Origin of the sequence: Streptomyces sp. NPDC091377, from assembly GCF_044757045.1 — a bacterium.
GTDB lineage: Bacteria > Actinomycetota > Actinomycetes > Streptomycetales > Streptomycetaceae > Streptomyces.
The window spans coordinates 86,079-103,950 of the sequence record NZ_JBIVUE010000016.1 but is presented as its reverse complement, the minus strand read 5'-3'; the positions used below and the strand labels follow the sequence as shown (position 1 = coordinate 103,950).

Genomic DNA, 17,872 nt, shown 5'->3' with positions numbered 1-17,872 from the left:
CCTCCCGGAATGGGGCCGGGAGGGCAGGTGCGGGGGGTGGGTCAGCCGTTGCGGGGGCCGGGGAAGGCTGTGGGGCGGGGGTCCTCCCGGAGGGACGGGCTGCCTGCGGTGGGCTGGGTGGGCATGGCGCGGGCGGCGGGGACGGTCGGCATGGTGCCGGGAACGCCCGGGACGCCCGGGACACCGGGGACGCTCGGGACGTTGAGCGGGCGGGAGCCCGACGGGTCCGTGGCGCGCTCGGCCTCCGCCGCCGCCTGGGTGGTGGCCCGGCGGGAGCCGTAACGGCGGTGCACCGCCTGCTTGGTGACGCCGAGGGCGGAGCCCACCGCGTCCCACGAGAACCCGAGCGAGCGGTCGAAGTCGACGGCGGCGGTGACCAGGGTCTCGACGCTGTCCCGCAGCTCCTGGGCGAGTCGGACGGTGGGGGCGGGCGCGCGCCCGTAGACGACGAAGCCCGTGGAGGGGCCGGAGCGGCGCGGGCGGTAGACGTTGCCCAGCTGGGCGGTGAGCGTGCGCAGCGCGTCCACCTGCCGGCGGACCCGCTCGATGTCCCGCACCAGCAAGTGCAGGCTGGCCCGAGCCTGGGCGTCGTGGGTTGCGTGGTCGGCCATGAACAAGCCTCTCGAACCGGCGTTGAGGAGAAGGGGAGAAAAGGGGTCGAACCGCGACGGCGGCTCGTTGGGTCAACTCTTTCTTGACCAACGCGTCTTCGCGCCACGGGTCACGCTTCAGGGGCGTAAGGGCATATGCGTACGCCCCCGGTGGCGCCGTGTGCGCGGGCGGCGCCGCCCCATAGACTGGTGCGCTGCCCGCCCGGGCGACCGGCCCCGGCCGTGTCCCTTCAGCGTGTCCGCCGTCCGTCCCCGGTCCCCTGTCCGTCCCCGGTCCGCCATCCTCGTCCGCCCCTGTTCGCCCCAGCCCGTCCTTGCCCGTCCTCCCCGTCCTCCCCGTCCTCCCCGTCCTCCCCGTTCTTGCCTGTTCCTGTCTGTCCTGTCTGTTCGAGAGGCCCGAACCCACCCATGAAGCTGGTCTTCGCCGGAACCCCCGAGGTCGCCGTTCCCGCTCTGGACGCCCTGCTCGCCTCCGGGCGGCACGAGGTCGCCGCCGTCGTCACACGGCCGGACGCCCCGGCCGGCCGGGGCCGGCACCTGGTCGCCTCGCCGGTGGCCGAGCGGGCGGCGGAGGAGGGGATCGAGGTACTGAAGCCGGGCCGCCCCCGGGAGCCGGAGTTCCTGGAGCGGCTGCGGCAGATCGCCCCGGACTGCTGCCCCGTCGTCGCCTACGGCGCACTGCTGCCGCGGGTCGCCCTGGACGTGCCCACGCACGGCTGGGTCAATCTGCACTTCTCCCTGCTGCCCGCCTGGCGGGGCGCGGCACCGGTGCAGCACGCCGTCATGGCGGGCGACGAGATCACCGGCGCGTCCACCTTCCTCATCGAGGAGGGGCTGGACTCCGGGCCGGTGTACGGGACCGTCACCGAGTCCGTCCGGCCCACCGACACCAGCGGTGATCTGCTGACCCGGCTCGCCTTCGCCGGGGCGGGGCTGCTCGCGGCGACCATGGACGGCATCGAGGACGGCACGCTGAAGGCCGTACCGCAGCCCGCCGACGGGGTCTCCCTCGCGCCGAAGATCAACGTCGAGGACGCGCACGTCGACTGGGCGGCACCCGCGCTGCGGGTCGACCGGGTCGTGCGCGGCTGCACCCCCGCGCCGGGTGCCTGGACCGTGTTCCGCGGCGAGCGGCTGAAGCTCATCCAGGTCGCGGGCCGCCCGGAGCGGACGGACCTGCCGCCGGGGCGGCTCTCCGTGGGCAAGAACGACGTCCACGTGGGCACCGGCTCCCATGCCGTCGAACTGCTCTGGGTCCAGGCCCAGGGCAAGAAGCCGATGCGCGCGGCGGACTGGGCGCGCGGGGCACGGATCACCGACGGTGAGTCGCTGGGGGCCTGACCTGCGGCGACCGGCGGGTCGGCCGAACCGGTGGGTCGGCCGGGGACGGTGGGTCGGCCGGGGACGGTGAGTTGGCTGGGGATGGCGGGTCCGCTGGAACTGGCGGGCGGCTGGGGAGGGGGACGGCGAGCCGGCTGGAACCGGCCGGGTCGACCAGGGACAGCGGGGCGACCAGGTGCGGCGGGTCGGCCGGGGACTGCGGGTGGGCCAGGTGCGGCGGGTCGGCTGGGGACAGCGGGTGGGCCAGGTGCGGTGGGTCGGCCGGGGACAGCGGCGTGGTCCGAGGGTGTGGTGTCCGGCCGCGGGGGAACAGGGCGTCCCCCGCGACGTAGGCTGGACTTACACGTCACCGCATTCATCCGGAGCACCTTTTCGTGAGCGACACCGCCCGCCGTCCCCGCAAGACCGGCAAGCCCTACCGCCGTCCCAAGAAGGATCCCGTCCGGATCCTCGCCTTCGACGCGTTGCGGGCCGTGGACGAGCGGGACGCGTACGCCAACCTCGTCCTGCCGCCGCTGCTGCGCAAGGCGCGCGAGAAGGGCGACTTCGACGGGCGGGACGCGGCGCTGGCCACCGAACTGGTGTACGGGACGCTGCGGCGGCAGGGGACGTACGACGCGATCATCGCCGCCTGTGTGGACCGGCCGCTGCGTGAGGTCGACCCGCCGGTGCTCGATGTGCTCGGCCTCGGCGCGCACCAACTGCTCGGCACGCGCATCCCCAGCCACGCCGCCGTGTCCGCGACCGTGGAGCTGGCCCGGGTCGTACTCGGCGACGGACGCGCGAAGTTCGTCAACGCCGTGCTCCGGAAAATCGCCCAGGACGATCTCGACGGCTGGCTGGAGAAGGTCGCCCCGCCCTACGACGAGGACCCGGAGGACCACCTCTCCGTCGTGCACTCCCATCCGCGCTGGGTCGTCTCCGCGCTCTGGGACTCGCTGGGCGGGGGCCGCGCCGGGATCGAGGAACTGCTCGCCGCGGACAATGAGCGGCCGGAGGTGACGCTCGTCGCCCGGCCGGGGCGGTCCACGACCGACGAACTCCTGCGCGAGGAGGCCGCCGTGCCCGGGCGCTGGTCGCCGTACGCGGTACGGCTGGCCGAGGGCGGGGAGCCCGGGGCCGTGGACGCCGTGCGCGACGGGCGGGCCGGGGTCCAGGACGAGGGCAGTCAGCTGGTCGCGCTGGCGCTCGCCCACGCGCCCCTCGACGGCCCCGACGAGAAGTGGCTGGACGGCTGCGCCGGGCCCGGCGGCAAGGCCGCGCTGCTCGCCGCGCTGGCCGCCGAGCGGGGCGCCACGCTGCTGGCCGCCGAGCGGCAGCCGCACCGGGCCGGGCTGGTCGCCCGCGCCCTCGACGGCAACCCCGGCCCCTACCAGGTGATCACCGCCGACGGCACCCGTCCGCCGTGGCGGCCCGGCAGCTTCGACCGGGTCCTGATGGACGTACCGTGCACCGGTCTCGGCGCCCTGCGCCGTCGGCCCGAGGCCCGCTGGCGCCGCCGCCCCGACGACCTCGACGGCTTCGCCCCGCTCCAGCGCGCGCTGCTGCGGACGGCCCTGGAGTCCGTGCGGGTCGGCGGTGTCGTCGGCTACGCCACCTGCTCGCCCCACCTCGCCGAGACCCGTGCCGTGGTGTCGGACGTACTCAAGCAGGTCCCGGCCGCCGACCTGATCGACGCCCGCCCCCTGCTCCCCGGCGTCCCGCACCTGGGCGACGGCCCCGACCTCCAGCTCTGGCCCCACCTCCACGGCACGGACGCCATGTACCTGGCCCTCATCCGCCGCACGGGCTGACCGGCGCCCCGCCGGCCCCGACCCGGCCACGTACGGTGCGTGGGTCGTCGCGTTCGGCAACCCTCACCCACCCCGCCCGCGCGACCCCGTCGGCATGGGACGCTTAGGGCATGGCCGTTCAGATCAACCCCAGCATTCTGTCCGCCGACTTCGCCCGCCTCGCCGACGAGGCGAAGGCGGTGGACGGTGCCGACTGGCTCCACGTCGATGTGATGGACAACCACTTCGTCCCCAACCTCACGCTCGGCGTACCGATCGTGGAGTCGTTGGCGCGGGCCACGGACACCCCGCTGGACTGCCATCTGATGATCGAGGACCCCGACCGCTGGGCTCCGCAGTACGTCGAGGCGGGTGCCTCCTCCGTCACCTTTCACGTCGAGGCCGCCGCCGCTCCGGTCCGCCTCGCGCGCGAGATCCGCGCCAAGGGCGCCCGCTCCTCCATGGCGCTGAAGCCGGCCACCCCGATCGAGCCGTACGAGGATCTCCTTCCCGAACTCGACATGCTGCTGATCATGACGGTCGAGCCGGGCTTCGGTGGCCAGGCGTTCCTCGACATCATGCTGCCCAAGATCCGCCGTACCCGTGAGCTGATCGCCAAGCACGGTCTGGAACTGTGGCTCCAGATCGACGGCGGCGTCTCCGCGGCCACCATCGAGCAGTGCGCCGACGCCGGTGCGGACGTCTTCGTCGCCGGATCGGCGGTGTACGGGGCGGACGACCCGGCCGAAGCGGTCCGCGCCCTGCGTGCGCAGGCGGAATCGGCCACCGCCCGCGCCTCCTGGGCCTGCGCTCATTAGGGCCCGCTCCACCCGGAAGTCCGAGGTGAACCCCCGTCCGGGAGATGCCCCACCGGGCGGACCCCAGGCCAAGGGAATGTGAACGGCGCCCATCAGGGCTGATCAACTCCGCCGGATCTGCAAGGATGAACGGTGGATACAGAATGTGAACAGCAGTGAGGAGAACGCCGTGTCGGGTATGTCGGCGGGCCGGTCAGCCATGCGGATGGGACCCGCTGAGCTGGTCCAGGCGGCGGCCATGGCCCGCCGCTTCTACCTAGAGGGCAAGTCCAAGATCCAGATCGCCGAGGAGTTCGGCGTCAGCCGCTTCAAGGTGGCCCGGGTCCTGGAGACCGCCCTCGAACGGGATCTCGTACGCATCGAGATCCGTGTGCCGGCCGAACTGGACGCGGAGCGCTCCGACGCGCTCCGGGCCCGTTACGGTCTGCGGCACGCCGTCGTGGTCGAGTCCCCGGCCGAGGCGGAGGAGACCCCGGACCCCGAGAACCTCGGTGAGGTCGCCGCCGATCTTCTCGCCGAACTCGTCAACGAGGGCGATGTCCTCGGGCTGGCCTGGGGCCGTTCCACCATCCACATGGCCGCGGCGCTCGACCGGCTGCCGCCGTGCACGGTGGTGCAGCTCACGGGGGTGTACGACGCCGGGACCTCGGAGCGCGGCTCGGTCGAGGCCGTGCGCCGCGCCGCCCAGGTGTCCGGCGGCGACGCCCACCCGATCTACGCCCCGATGCTGCTGCCGGACGCGGCCACCGCCACCGCCCTGCGGCAGCAGACGGGGATCGCGCGGGCCTTCGAGTACTTCGACAAGGTCACCGTCGCCTGTGTCTCCATCGGGTCCTGGGAGCCGGGCATCTCCACCGTGCACGACATGCTCAGCGACGAGGAGCGAGCGCACTACGCCTCGCTCGGCGTGGCCGCCGAGATGGCCGCGCACCTCTTCGACTCCGAGGGCCGCCGGGTCGGGCGCGACCTGGGGGAGCGGTGCATCACGGTCAAGGCCGACCAGCTGCGCCGGGTCCCGGAGGTCGTCGCGATCGCGGGCGGACAGCGCAAGGCGGCGGCGATCGACGCCGTCCTGCGCTCCGGGCTCGTCACCAGCCTGGTCACGGACACCTCCGCGGCCGACTACCTGATGACGGCCGGACCGCCGCCCCGGTCCACCCGGAACCGGGCGGATCCGGACGGGGTCTGACAGCCCACAGCGGGTCATGAGGGCGGCCGGGACGGCATGGCGGAAGCCACGTCACCCCGGCCGCCCTCTCGTGTGTCGTAGACGTCACCTACGACACCTGTGGCGCCTGCGCCTGCCGCGGCGGCGGCGGTACGGACCGACCCCGGCGAAGTGGAGCGCCGGGTACGCGGCCCGACGCGAGGGACTCGACGTCGATCTGAGCGGCCTTGCCGCCGACCACGACTGCTCGGCCGTCCTCGGCGGCAATGACACGGAGGCGCGGCCACCGGCCCCGGTACGGGCGGTGGGGGAGCGGGTGGCCGCCGCCGAGGCGCTCGTCGTCGTCACCCCGGGCGGTCGGGAGGTCGGGAGGCCCAGACCCGGAGACTCGGACCCGGCGGCCTGAAGGCCCTGGGGCCCCGGAGACCCCGACTCTCAGCCCCGGGACCCCCCCGGCGGTTTGAAAGCCCTTGGGGGCCCGGAGGCCCGGAAACCCCGCCCCCACGCCCCGAGACCCTCCCAGGAGCCCAGGAGCCCAGGAGCCCAGGAGCCCAGGAGCCCCAGAACCCCCCCACCCCCCTTGGAGAAACCTCCCACTTCCCCTCTGACCAGCCTGGATGATACGACCGGGCGGTGTGTTCCGGGGGGCATGGGACAATGAAGTACGTGCTCTTCCCCCTGGCTGTCCTGTCCGGGGGCCGCCTCTGAACGACTGGGATGTGCAGCACGTGCGTTTCCTCAACGACATCCGGCCCTCGTACGACCTGACGTACGACGACGTGTTCATGGTGCCGAGCCGCTCCGCGGTGGGTTCACGGCAGGCCGTGGACCTCAGCTCCCCGGACGGTACGGGCACCACGATTCCGCTGGTCGTCGCCAACATGACCGCCGTCGCGGGGCGGCGCATGGCGGAGACGATGGCCCGGCGCGGCGGGCTCGTGGTCATCCCGCAGGACATCCCGATCGAGGTCGTCACCGAGGTCGTGTCCTGGGTGAAGAGCCGCCACCTGGTCCTGGACACCCCGATCGTGCTCTCCCCGCACCAGACGGTCGCCGACGCCCTGGCGCTGCTGCCCAAGCGGGCGCACAACGCGGGTGTCGTCGTGGACGCCGAGTACCGGCCCGTCGGTGTCGTCACCGACCAGGACCTGACCGGCGTCGACCGCTTCACCCAGCTCGCCGTGGTGATGTCCCGGGACCTGCTGCTGCTCGACGCCGACATAGACCCGCGCGAGGCGTTCAACACCCTGGACGGCGCCAACCGCCGCTACGCGCCCGCCGTGACCAAGGACGGCCGGCTCGCCGGCATCCTCACCCGCACCGGCGCCCTGCGCGCCACCCTGTACACCCCGGCGGTCGACGCGGCGGGCAAGCTGCGGATCGCCGCCGCCGTCGGGATCAACGGCGATGTCGCGGGCAAGGCCGAGCAGCTTCTCGGCGCGGGGGTGGACACCGTCGTCATCGACACCGCGCACGGCCACCAGGAGTCGATGATCAGCGCGATCAAGCTGGTCCGCGACCTCGACCCGGCGGTACCGATCGTCGCCGGGAACATCGTGTCGGCCGAGGGCGTGAAGGACCTGGTCGAGGCGGGCGCCGACATCATCAAGGTCGGCGTCGGCCCCGGCGCCATGTGCACCACGCGGATGATGACCGGCGTCGGCCGCCCGCAGTTCTCCGCCGTGCTGGAGTGCGCCGCCGAGGCGAAGAAGTACGGCAAGCACGTCTGGGCCGACGGCGGTGTCCGCCACCCGCGCGACGTGGCGATGGCGCTGGCCGCCGGCGCGTCCAACGTGATGGTCGGCTCCTGGTTCGCGGGGACCTACGAGTCCCCGGGCGACCTCCAGGAGGACGCCGGCGGACGCTTCTACAAGGAGTCCTTCGGCATGGCCTCCGCCCGCGCGGTCGCCAACCGGACCTCCGAGGAGTCGGCGTACGACCGGGCCCGCAAGGCGCTCTTCGAGGAGGGCATCTCCACCTCCCGGATGTACCTCGACCCGGACCGGCCGGGCGTGGAGGACCTGATCGACTCGATCATCGCGGGCGTCCGCTCCTCCTGCACCTACTCCGGCGCCGCCTCCCTGGAGGAGTTCGCCGACAAGGCCATCGTCGGTATCCAGAGCGCGGCCGGCTACGCCGAGGGCAAGCCGCTGCACGCGAGCTGGAGCTGAGCCCCCGCCCGGGTCCCCGCGACCCGGGCACCCCCCCCGAGGGCGCGGGGCACCGTCCGGGGCCTCCCGGCCCGGGTTCCGCGCCCGTACGACCTGCGAAAGTGCGAACCACCCGCCGTGCGACTCAACGAACTCGACGAACGTATCGTCCACGCCCTCGCCGAGGACGCCCGCCGCTCCTACGCCGACATCGGCGCCCTGGTCGGGCTCTCCGCCCCGGCGGTGAAGCGGCGGGTGGACCGGCTGCGCGCCGCCGGCGCCATCACCGGCTTCACCGTGCGGGTCGACCCGGCGGCACTCGGCTGGGAGACCGAGGGGTTCGTCGAGCTGTACTGCCGCCGCAACACCTCCCCGGAGGCGATCGAACGCGGCCTGGAACGCTACCCGGAGGTGGTGTCCGCCTCCACCGTCACCGGCGACGCGGACGCCGTCGTGCAGGTCTTCGCCTCCGACATGCGCCACTTCGAACGGGTGCTGGAGCGGATCGCGGGCGAGCCCTTCGTGGAACGCACCAAGTCGGTCCTGGTCCTCTCCCCGCTGCTGCGCCGCTTCTCCGCCGGGCCGCAGGGAACACCCCCGGCACCCCCCACCACCCCCTGACCCGGCCGCCCCACCACCCCCTGACCCGACCGCTCGGTCCCCCCTGACCCGACCGCCCGGTCCCCCCTGACCCGACCGCCCGGCCCCGCGCAACGAATCGCCGGGAACCCCGCCAGGCGCGCAACGAAATGCCTGGTCACACGCAACGGTCACGCCTTGTCCCCGGTCGGGCCCGGCCCGTACCTTCGTAGACGTCCCCGCACGCCCCCGCACGTCCCCGGGCGCTCGCCCGTGCCGACGCGCCCGCGGGGACGCCCGCCGCCGTCGCCGAACGCCCCGCCCGCCGGGCGGCTCCGGAACGGGCCACGGCCGCCGTATCCAGGCACCACCCGCAAGGAGTCCGTACCCCATGACGTCCACCGTGCCCAACGCCGTCGAGCACGCCGACGAGCAGCAGCCGCCGATCACCATGTTCGGTCCGGACTTCCCCTACGCCTACGACGACTACCTCGCCCACCCGGCGGGCCTCGGCCAGATCCCCGCGACCGAGCACGGCGCCGAGGTCGCCGTCATCGGCGGCGGGCTCTCCGGGATCGTCGCGGCGTACGAGCTGATGAAGATGGGGCTCAAGCCGGTCGTGTACGAGGCCGATCAGATCGGCGGCCGGCTGCGCACCGTCGGCTTCGACGGCCCCAGCACCGAGGGCCTGACCGCCGAGATGGGCGCGATGCGCTTCCCGCCCTCCTCCACCGCCCTCCAGCACTACATCGACCTGGTGGGCCTGGAGACCCGGCCGTTCCCCAACCCGCTGGCCGAGGCGACCCCCTCCACGGTCGTCGACCTGAAGGGCGAGTCGCACTACGCGGAGACGGCCGCCGACCTCCCCCAGGTCTACCGCGATGTCGCCGCCGCCTGGAACCGCTGCCTCGAAGAGGGCGCCGACTTCTCCGACATGAACCGCGCCCTGCGCGAGCGGGACGTGCCACGCATCCGGGAGATCTGGGCCCGGCTGGTGGAGCGGCTCGACAACCAGACCTTCTACGGCTTCCTCTGCGACTCCGACGCCTTCAAGTCCTTCCGGCACCGGGAGATCTTCGGCCAGGTCGGCTTCGGCACCGGCGGCTGGGACACCGACTTCCCCAACTCCATCCTGGAGATCCTGCGGGTCGTCTACACCGAGGCCGACGACCACCACCGCGGCATCGTCGGCGGCTCCCAGCAGCTTCCGCTGCGCCTGTGGGAGCGCGCACCGCGCAAGCTCGTGCACTGGGCCCTCGGTACGTCCCTGTCCGCGCTGCACGAGAACGGCGAGCCGCGCCCGGCCGTCACCCGGCTGCACCGCACCGCCGGCAACCGCATCACCGTGACGGACGCGGCCGGGGACATCCGCACCTACCGGGCGGCCGTCTTCACCGCCCAGTCCTGGATGCTGCTGTCGAAGATCGCCTGCGACGACGCGCTCTTCCCGATCGACCACTGGACCGCGATCGAACGCACCCACTACATGGAGTCGTCCAAGCTGTTCGTGCCCGTGGACCGGCCGTTCTGGCTGGACAAGGACGAGCGGACCGGCCGGGACACCATGTCGATGACCCTCACCGACCGGATGACCCGCGGCACCTATCTGCTGGACGACGGTCCCGACCGGCCGGCCGTGATCTGTCTGTCGTACACCTGGTGCGACGACAGTCTGAAGTGGCTGCCGCTGTCCGCCGGGGAGCGGATGGAGGTCATGCTGAAGTCGCTCGGGGAGATCTATCCCCAGGTCGACATCCGCCGCCACATCATCGGCAACCCGGTCACCGTCTCCTGGGAGAACGAGCCCTACTTCATGGGCGCGTTCAAGGCCAACCTGCCCGGCCACTACCGCTACCAGCGGCGGCTGTTCACCCACTTCATGCAGGACCGGCTGCCCGCCGACAAGCGGGGCATCTTCCTCGCGGGCGACGACATCTCCTGGACGGCGGGCTGGGCCGAGGGCGCCGTGCAGACCGCGCTCAACGCCGTCTGGGGCGTCATGCGCCACTTCGGCGGGGCCGGCGACCCGGCCAACCCGGGGCCCGGCGACCTCTACGACGAGATCGCGCCGGTGGAACTGCCGGAGGACTGAACGCCGTACCCGCCCCGCCCCGCCTGCGTGCCCGACCGGCTCAGCGGGGGAGCGGGGTCAGCATCATGCGGCCCGCGAAGCCGACCGCCGCGTCCAGGCGGTCGGTGAACTCCTCCGCGACATCCGGGAGATGGCGCAGCGCCCACAGGGCCCGCGCCGCCGACCAGGTCGCCTCGCGGGCCCGCTCCAGACTCCACGCGCTCAGCAGATGCGTCAGCGGGTCGGCGATCCGCAGCAGGTCGGGGCCCGGCATCAGATCGTCGCGGACACGCTCCTCCAGCGTCCCGAGGAGATCGCCCACGCGGTCGAACTCGTCCTCCAGATCGGCGGGAGCGCAGTCGAGCGCACGACAGGTGTCCACGACGGCGAGCGCCAGATCATGCCCGAGGTGCGCGTTGATCCCGGCCAGCGCGAACTGCAACGGCCGTACCCCGGGATGTCTGCGGAGCTGGAACAGCGGACGCCAGCAGGCGGGCGGACGGCGCCCTTCCGCCGCCGCGTCGACCGCTGTCAGATAGCGCTCCGCCCACCGCGCGTCCAGCGCGGTCGCGGCCCCGCGGCCCGGGAGGCGGCCGGTGTCGGTCCGCCGGTCCGCGGCCTCCGTGACGGCGAGGTGGACGCGGTGGAAGACCGCGACCCCGTCCCCCGAGGGAAACGTCCCGTCCAGCGCGCGCATCCGCGCGAGGACCGCGTCGACGGGAGTGGTGACCTGTTCCAACTGCGTCATGCAGGCAGAGTCCCAGCCCTGGGCCGCCCCGGGTACCGGCGTGCCCGACGCTTCCCCAGAACGGGGGACCCGTCCGGGTCGGGAGGGCCCGTACGGGGCGCGAGGGCGGCCCCGGGACCTCCACCCCGGACCGCGCCTACGGTTTGGCGGGCGGCGACGGGGCGTCGTAGGAACTGGTGCCCTCGTCCAGCAGGGGCTCCTGCGTCTTGAGATGGGCGGGGGCGAAGGCGCGCAGGGCGTGATAGCCGGTGATGACGACGAGCGTGCCCAGCGCGATGCCGCTGAGGGAGAAGTTGTCGGAGATCTCCAGGGACACATTGCCGACGCCGATGATGATGCCCGCGGCGGCCGGGACCAGGTTCAGCGGATTGCGCAGATCGACCTTGGCGTTGATCCAGATCTGGGCGCCGAGCAGACCGATCATGCCGTAGAGGATGACGGTGATCCCGCCGAGCACCCCGCCCGGGATCGCGGCGACGATCGCGCCGAACTTGGGGCACAGGCCGAAGAGCAGGGCGAAACCGGCGGCGGCCCAGTAGGCGGCGGTGGAGTAGACGCGGGTCGCGGCCATCACGCCGATGTTCTCGGAGTAGGTGGTGTTGGGCGGGCCGCCGACCGCGGTGGACAGCATCGAGCCGACGCCGTCGGCGGAGATCGCCGTACCGAGCTTGCTGTCCAGGTTGTCGCCGGTCATCTCGCCGACGGCCTTCACATGGCCCGCGTTCTCCGCGACCAGCGCGATCACCACGGGCAGCGCGACCAGGATCGCCGACCACTCGAAGGACGGGCCGTGGAAGGCGGGCAGCCCGATCCAGTCGGCCTGGCCGACGGCGGAGAAGTCGAGCCGCCAGTGGTCGGTGACCTTGCCGCTGCCGTCCGCCGAGTGGATCTGCCCGAAGACCCGGTCGAACAGCCAGGAGATCCCGTACCCGAAGAGCAGCCCCAGGAAGATCGCGATCCGGGACCAGAAGCCGCGCAGACACACCACCGCGAGCCCGGTGAAGAGCATCACCAGCAGCGCCGTCCACTGGTCCTGCGGCCAGTAGGTGGTCGCGGTCACCGGGGCCAGGTTGAAGCCGATCAGCATCACGACGGCGCCGGTCACGATCGGCGGCATCGCCGCGTGGATGATCCGCGCGCCGAACCGCTGCACGGCGAGCCCCACCAGGAACAGCGCGGCGCCGACCACGAGCACCGCCCCGGTCACCGTGGCGCTGCTGCCGCCCTGGGCGCGGATGACGGCGGCGACCCCGACGAACGACAGCGAGCAGCCGAGATAGCTCGGCACCCGGCCCCGGGTCGCCAGCAGGAAGATGATCGTCGCGACACCCGACATCATGATGGCCAGGTTGGGATCGAGCCCCATCAGCACCGGCGCGACGAACGACGCGCCGAACATCGCCACCACATGCTGTGCGCCGAGCCCGGCGGTACGCGGCCACGACAGCCGCTCATCGGGCCGGACCACCGCGCCGGGCGCCGGGGTGCGTCCGTCGCCGTGCAGTTTCCAGCGGACGCCGAGATCCATGGGGTGTCGCTTTCGTCGTGCGTGCAGGTCAGGAACATTGTCGGGGGTGGGGGCGGATGCTCCTGACCAGGGGCGCGCGGCTCAGTGGTGTCCCCGCGGGCGCCGTGCCCAGCCCGGCCGCCAGGTGCCCGCCTCGTCCCGGTCCGGCTGGACGGCGGCCAGATGAGCGCGGAGCGGGGCCAGCGCCGGATGCGGGTTCTCACCGTGCCAGAGCAGGGAGTGCGGGTACACCGGGGTGGGGTCGCGCACCGGGACGAGCCGCAGGTCGTAGCCGGAGGGCCAGACCAGCGGGGTGTGTTCGCCGAGGAAGGTCGCGACGGTCGTGGAGCCGGCGACGGTGTCGATGAGGCCCTCGACGCCGAAGTTCGGGCCGAGGGTGTCGATGGTCAGCCCGAAGTCGGCGGCGAGCGCCTCGTAGTAGGCGGCCCACTCGGTGCCGGGCGCGTTGCCGGGCATCCAGATCCGGTGCCCGGCCAGATCCGGCAGGCTCACCGAGGCCGCGCCCGCGTAGACATGACCGGGGCCGGTGAACAGGAACAGCGGTTCGTCCAGGACCGGCTCCGCCTCGATCTCCCGGGGCAGCCGCTGTCCCGGCATGGTGATCGCCCGGAACGTCGCGTCGATCGTGCCGTCGCCCAGCGCGGCCACCGCCGCCTCGGCACTCGGGAGGGTCACCACGTCCAGCGCGAGGTCGGGCCGCAGCCGGTGGAACTCCCGCAGCACCCCGGCCAGGCACAGCCGCCGCCCGACGATGTCCACCCGCAGCGCCCTGCTGCCGGGCCGTACGGCGGCCGTGGCCCGCTCCTCGGCGCTCAGCAGCGCGCGGGCGTGCGGCAGGAACGCCTGCCCGTCGATGGTGAGGTCGGCCCCGCGCGCCGTCCGGGTCAGCAGCCGCACCCCCAGCTCCCGCTCCAGCGCGGCGATCCGCTTGGAGACGGCCTGCTGGGTGAGGGAGAGATCGACGGCGGCCCGCTGGAACTGACCGGCCTCGGCGACGGCGACAAAGGTGCGTACGGCGTTGAGATCCACAGCCACAGCCTAGGGACACAACGAACGGTTGTGGCACGCGGGCCGGAAGGTTGTTTGATCCGGCCGCGCCGCGGGCGCTTTGATGGCCCCAATTCCACCTCTGACCTGCTCCGTCACTCACCCGGAGAGGGCTTCGCCATGTCTGACTCTTTCGTCCATCTGCACAACCACACCGAGTACTCCATGCTCGACGGCGCCCAGAAACTGCGCCCCCTGTTCACCGAGGTGGCCCGGCAGGGCATGCCCGCGATCGCCATGAGCGACCACGGCAACATGTTCGGCGCCTACGAGTTCGCCCGGGTCGCCCAGGACTTCGACGGCGTCCGGCCGGTCATCGGCATCGAGGCGTACGTGGCCCCCTCCTCCCGCTTCGCCCGCACCCGCGAGTTCTGGGGCCCCGGCGGACGCCGCGCGACCGGCGACGACGGCGAGGGCTCCAAGGACGTCTCCGGCGGCGGACGCTTCACCCATATGACCATGTGGGCGCGGACCGCCCAGGGACTGCGCAACCTGTTCTGGCTCAGCACCCGGGCCAGCTACGAGGGCCAGTTCCCGGCCGGCAAACCCCGCATGGACCGCGAGCTGATCGCCGAGCGGCCCGGCGGGATCGTCGCCACCACCGGCTGCCCCTCCGGCGAGATCCAGACCCGGCTGCGGCTCGGCCAGTACGCCGAGGCCAGAGCGGCGGCCGGCGCCTACCAGGAGATCTTCGGCCCCGAGAACTACTTCCTGGAACTCATGGACCACGGCCTCGCCATCGAGCGCCAGGTCCGCGACGGCCTCCTGCGCCTCGCCCGCGACCTGCGCCTCCCGCTCCTCGCCACCAACGACGCCCACTACGTCACCGAGGACCAGGCCGACGCCCACGACACCCTGCTCTGCATCGGCGTCGGCAAGAACAAGGACGACCCCAAGCGCTTCCGCTTCAACGGCTCCGGCTACCACCTGCGCACCGCCGCCGAGATGCGCGCCCTGTTCGCCGAACTCCCCGAGGCGTGCGACAACACCCTCCTGATCGCCGAACGCGTCGAGCCCTACGACGAGGTCTTCGACCAGGTCGACGAGATGCCCCGCTTCCCCGACGTGCCCGAGGGCGAGACCCAGGAGTCCTGGCTGCGCAAGGAGTGCCTCAAGGGCCTCGCCCTGCGCTACGGCGACCCGCTGCCCGCCCCCGTCCTGGAGCGGTTCGAGACCGAGATGGCGGTCATCGGGCCGATGGGCTTCAGCTCGTACTTCCTCGTCGTCGCCGACATCTGCCGCCACGCCCGGGACACCGGGGTGCCCGTCGGACCGGGCCGGGGCTCCGCCACCGGCTCCATCGTCGCCTACGCCACCCGCATCACCGAGCTGTGCCCCCTGGAGCACGGGCTGCTCTTCGAGCGGTTCCTCAACCCGGAGCGGATCAACCCGCCCGACGTCGACCTCGACTTCGACGACCGCCGCCGCGACCGCATGGTCCGCTACGTCACCGAGAAGTACGGCGACGAGTACACCGCCCTGGTCAACACGTTCGGCCGGATCAAGGCCAAGAACGCCATCAAGGACTCCGCGCGCATCCTCGGCTACCCCTACGCCCACGGCGAGCGCATCACCAAGGCCCTCCCGCCCGACCAGAACGGCACCTCCGCCCCCCTGGACGCCCTGTTCGACCCCGGCCACCCCCGGCACGCCGAGACCGGCGAGATCCGCGGGCTGTACGACAGCGAACCGGATGTGCGACGGGTCGTCGACACCGCGCGCGGCGTCGAAGGGCTCACCCGCGGCACCGGAGTGCACGCCGCCGCCGTGATCCTCTCCAGGACCCGCCTCACCGACCGGATCCCGCTGCACCTGCGGGCCGCCGACGGCGCCCGGATCACCGGCTTCGACTACCCGTCGTGCGAGGCCATGGGCCTGGTCAAGATGGACTTCCTCGGCCTGCGCAACCTCGGCGTCATCGACCAGGCGATCACCAACATCCGGGAGAACCGGGGCATCCGGCTCGCCACCGTCGACCCGCTCGACGGCGACCCCGACACCCGTGTCATCCCGCTGGACGACGCCAGGACCTACCGGCTGCTCGCCGACGGCAACACCTTCGGCGTCTTCCAGCTCGACGGCGCCGGCATGCGCGCCCTGCTGCGGCTGATGGCCCCCACCCGCTTCGAGGACATCGCCGCCGCCAACGCCCTCTACCGGCCCGGCCCGATGGCCGCCAACGCCCACACCAACTACGCCCTGCGGCAGAACGGCCGGCAGGACCCCACCCCGATCCACCCCGAACTGAAGGAGGCCCTCGACCCGATCCTCGGCTCCACCCACCACCTGCTGATCTTCCAGGAGCAGATCATGGCCATCGCCCGGCAGCTCGCCGGGTACACCCTCGGCGGCGCCGACATGCTGCGCCGGGCCATGGGCAAGAAGAAACCCGAGGTGCTGGCCGCCGAGTGGGAGAAGTTCCACGGCGGCATGCGGGCCAACGGCTTCTCCGACGAGGCGGTACGCGCCGTCTGGGACGTGATGCTGCCGTTCTCCGGCTACGCCTTCAACAAGTCCCACACCGCCGGCTACGGCCTGGTCTCCTACTGGACCGCCTACCTCAAGGCCAACCACCCCGCCGAGTACATGGCCGCGCTGCTCACCTCGGTCGGCGACGACAAGGACAAGGCGGCCGTCTACCTCGCCGACGCCCGCGGGAACGGCGTGCGGGTGCTGCCGCCGGACGTGAACGCCTCCGCCGCCGAGTTCACCGCCGTCGGCGACGACGTCCGCTTCGGACTGCGCTCGGTGCGCAATGTCGGGGACGGGGTGATCGAGGCGATCGTGGCGGGCCGCCGCGGCAAGGGCCCCTACGTCTCCTTCGCCGACTTCCTCGCCAAGGCCGACCTGCCCGCACTCAACAAGCGGGCCGTGGAGTCCCTCGTCAAGGCCGGGGCCTTCGACTCCCTCGGCCACACCCGCAAGGGCCTGACCGCGGTGCACGAGGCGGCGATCGACGCCGTGACCCCGGTGAGGAAGGCCGCCGGATTCGGCCAGGACGACCTCTTCTCCGGCCTCGCCCCCGACCCCGGCGACGGCCCGGACACCCTCCTGGGCCTGGACTTCCCGGTGGACGACACCGAATGGCCGCGCCGCCTGCTCCTGTCCACCGAACGCGAGATGCTCGGCCTGTACGTCTCCGCGCACCCGCTGGACGGCGCCGAGCACCTCCTCGCCGCGGCCCGCGACCGCACCGTGGCCGACCTGCTCGGCTCCGGCCGCGCCGCCGCCGACGTACGCCTCGCCGGTCTGATCACCGGCGTCCAGCGCAGACTCACCCGGCAGGGCAACGCCTGGGCCGTCGTCCAGCTCGCCGACCGGGACGCCGCCGTCGAGGTGCTGTTCTTCCCCGCCGTGTTCCCGCTCGTCCAGCCGGCGCTGACCGAGGACACCGTGGTCAGCGTGCGGGGCCGCGTCGAGGACCGCGACGGCACCCTCACGGTCTTCGGCAAGGAGGTCACCGTGCTCGACGTCTCCGGCGCCGAGCACGGCGGACGCCCGCCCGTCCGCCTCACCCTCCCCGCCCACCGGGTCACCGAGCGGTCCGTCGCCGCGCTCCGGCGGATGCTCGCCGAGCACCCCGGCGACAGCCCGGTCCGCCTCACCGTCCGGGGCACCCGCACCACCACCGTCTACGCGCTGCCCGCCACGGTCGACGCCTCCGCCCTCGCCTCCGAGGTGAAGGGCGCCTTCGGCCCCGAGGCATGGGAGGGCGTGGCATGACCCACGGCCCCGGGCCGCGGCGCTCCGGCACCCGCACCCTCGAACTCCGCTTCTCCACCACCCCGCCCTGCCCCCGCTGCACCGCCCCCGCCGTCCTGCTCGCCCGCCACCCGCACACCTGGCACAACCGCTCCGGCACCCCGGTGGAGGGCCTCAGGGAGACCCTCCTGTGCGGGACCTGCGACGCGGACGACCCCGCGGCGAAGCCGTTGCTGGCCCTCGTCACGGGGGATCCCGCACGCCTACGACCCGAGCGGCTCGCCGCGCTCGTGCCGCGCTGGCTGGAAGCACTCCGCCACCGCGCCCCCCTGTAGGG

14 protein-coding genes are annotated in these 17,872 nt (G+C 72.9%); 10 read left to right on the top strand and 4 right to left on the bottom strand.

Annotated features, from left to right (window positions below):
* Positions 1-41: 41 nt before the first annotated feature.
* Positions 42-611, bottom strand: coding sequence for a hypothetical protein (locus ACIQNG_RS29345; protein ID WP_401489195.1), 570 nt, complete (start codon positions 609-611; stop codon positions 42-44).
* 408 nt (positions 612-1,019) lie between these two features.
* Here ACIQNG_RS29345 and fmt point away from each other — a divergent pair, with 408 nt between their 5' ends.
* The 8 genes from fmt to ACIQNG_RS29305 all read left to right on the top strand — a co-directional run bounded on the left by fmt (position 1,020) and on the right by ACIQNG_RS29305 (position 10,531).
* Positions 1,020-1,952, top strand: coding sequence for a methionyl-tRNA formyltransferase (gene fmt / locus ACIQNG_RS29340; protein WP_401439741.1), 933 nt, complete (start codon positions 1,020-1,022; stop codon positions 1,950-1,952).
* Between the two features lie 374 nt (positions 1,953-2,326).
* Entirely contained in the window at positions 2,327-3,745 is a 1,419-nt protein-coding gene (locus tag ACIQNG_RS29335; RefSeq protein ID WP_401439739.1) for an RsmB/NOP family class I SAM-dependent RNA methyltransferase, read from the top strand.
* Positions 3,746-3,855: 110 nt separating this feature from the next.
* The gene (rpe, locus tag ACIQNG_RS29330) at positions 3,856-4,542 is read left to right on the top strand and encodes a ribulose-phosphate 3-epimerase (protein ID WP_401439737.1); all 687 of its coding nucleotides are present in this window, start codon (positions 3,856-3,858) and stop codon (positions 4,540-4,542) included.
* Positions 4,543-4,687: 145 nt separating this feature from the next.
* The gene (locus ACIQNG_RS29325) at positions 4,688-5,731 is read left to right on the top strand and encodes a sugar-binding transcriptional regulator (protein WP_401439735.1); all 1,044 of its coding nucleotides are present in this window, start codon (positions 4,688-4,690) and stop codon (positions 5,729-5,731) included.
* Positions 5,732-5,801: 70 nt separating this feature from the next.
* Complete coding sequence (locus ACIQNG_RS29320) at positions 5,802-6,116, top strand: NAD(P)H-dependent oxidoreductase (protein ID WP_401489192.1); 315 nt, start codon at positions 5,802-5,804, stop codon at positions 6,114-6,116.
* A gap of 322 nt (positions 6,117-6,438) precedes the next feature.
* A complete protein-coding gene (locus ACIQNG_RS29315) occupies positions 6,439-7,881 on the top strand; it encodes a GuaB1 family IMP dehydrogenase-related protein (protein ID WP_401439771.1) in 1,443 nt (480 codons plus the stop codon).
* A 117-nt stretch (positions 7,882-7,998) separates the two neighbouring features.
* Positions 7,999-8,481, top strand: coding sequence for an Lrp/AsnC family transcriptional regulator (locus ACIQNG_RS29310; RefSeq protein WP_401439733.1), 483 nt, complete (start codon positions 7,999-8,001; stop codon positions 8,479-8,481).
* Positions 8,482-8,830: 349 nt separating this feature from the next.
* Entirely contained in the window at positions 8,831-10,531 is a 1,701-nt protein-coding gene (locus tag ACIQNG_RS29305; protein WP_401439731.1) for a flavin monoamine oxidase family protein, read from the top strand.
* Positions 10,532-10,571: 40 nt separating this feature from the next.
* Here ACIQNG_RS29305 and ACIQNG_RS29300 read toward each other — a convergent pair whose 3' ends face one another.
* From ACIQNG_RS29300 to ACIQNG_RS29290, 3 genes are all read right to left on the bottom strand, one after another.
* Positions 10,572-11,258: a DUF5995 family protein gene (locus ACIQNG_RS29300; RefSeq protein ID WP_401489188.1), complete on the bottom strand. Its 687-nt coding sequence runs from the start codon at positions 11,256-11,258 to the stop codon at positions 10,572-10,574.
* 136 nt (positions 11,259-11,394) lie between these two features.
* A complete protein-coding gene (locus ACIQNG_RS29295; RefSeq protein WP_401439727.1) occupies positions 11,395-12,786 on the bottom strand; it encodes a uracil-xanthine permease family protein in 1,392 nt (463 codons plus the stop codon).
* 81 nt (positions 12,787-12,867) lie between these two features.
* Positions 12,868-13,815 carry a LysR family transcriptional regulator gene (locus tag ACIQNG_RS29290; protein WP_401489184.1) on the bottom strand — a complete coding sequence of 316 codons (948 nt, stop codon included), beginning with the start codon at positions 13,813-13,815 and terminating at the stop codon, positions 12,868-12,870.
* A 138-nt stretch (positions 13,816-13,953) separates the two neighbouring features.
* Here ACIQNG_RS29290 and dnaE point away from each other — a divergent pair, with 138 nt between their 5' ends.
* Together dnaE and ACIQNG_RS29280 are read left to right on the top strand one after the other, a co-directional pair.
* On the top strand, positions 13,954-17,556 hold the full coding sequence (dnaE, locus tag ACIQNG_RS29285; RefSeq protein ID WP_401489182.1) for a DNA polymerase III subunit alpha: 3,603 nt from the start codon (positions 13,954-13,956) through the stop codon (positions 17,554-17,556).
* Complete coding sequence (locus tag ACIQNG_RS29280) at positions 17,553-17,870, top strand: DUF6300 family protein (RefSeq protein WP_401489180.1); 318 nt, start codon at positions 17,553-17,555, stop codon at positions 17,868-17,870. Before dnaE ends, ACIQNG_RS29280 begins: the two co-directional genes overlap by 4 nt.
* Positions 17,871-17,872: the final 2 nt, after the last annotated feature.

Excerpts from the sequence above, each read along its gene's own strand:
- ACIQNG_RS29345 (WP_401489195.1), bottom strand. The coding sequence starts at position 611 with ATGGCCGACCACGCAACCCACGACGCCCAGGCTCGGGCCAGCCTGCAC.
- fmt (WP_401439741.1), top strand. The coding sequence starts at position 1,020 with ATGAAGCTGGTCTTCGCCGGAACCCCCGAGGTCGCCGTTCCCGCTCTG.
- rpe (WP_401439737.1), top strand. The coding sequence starts at position 3,856 with ATGGCCGTTCAGATCAACCCCAGCATTCTGTCCGCCGACTTCGCCCGC.
- ACIQNG_RS29305 (WP_401439731.1), top strand. The coding sequence starts at position 8,831 with ATGACGTCCACCGTGCCCAACGCCGTCGAGCACGCCGACGAGCAGCAG.
- ACIQNG_RS29300 (WP_401489188.1), bottom strand. The coding sequence starts at position 11,258 with ATGACGCAGTTGGAACAGGTCACCACTCCCGTCGACGCGGTCCTCGCG.
- ACIQNG_RS29295 (WP_401439727.1), bottom strand. The coding sequence starts at position 12,786 with ATGGATCTCGGCGTCCGCTGGAAACTGCACGGCGACGGACGCACCCCG.
- dnaE (WP_401489182.1), top strand. The coding sequence starts at position 13,954 with ATGTCTGACTCTTTCGTCCATCTGCACAACCACACCGAGTACTCCATG.
- ACIQNG_RS29280 (WP_401489180.1), top strand. The coding sequence starts at position 17,553 with ATGACCCACGGCCCCGGGCCGCGGCGCTCCGGCACCCGCACCCTCGAA.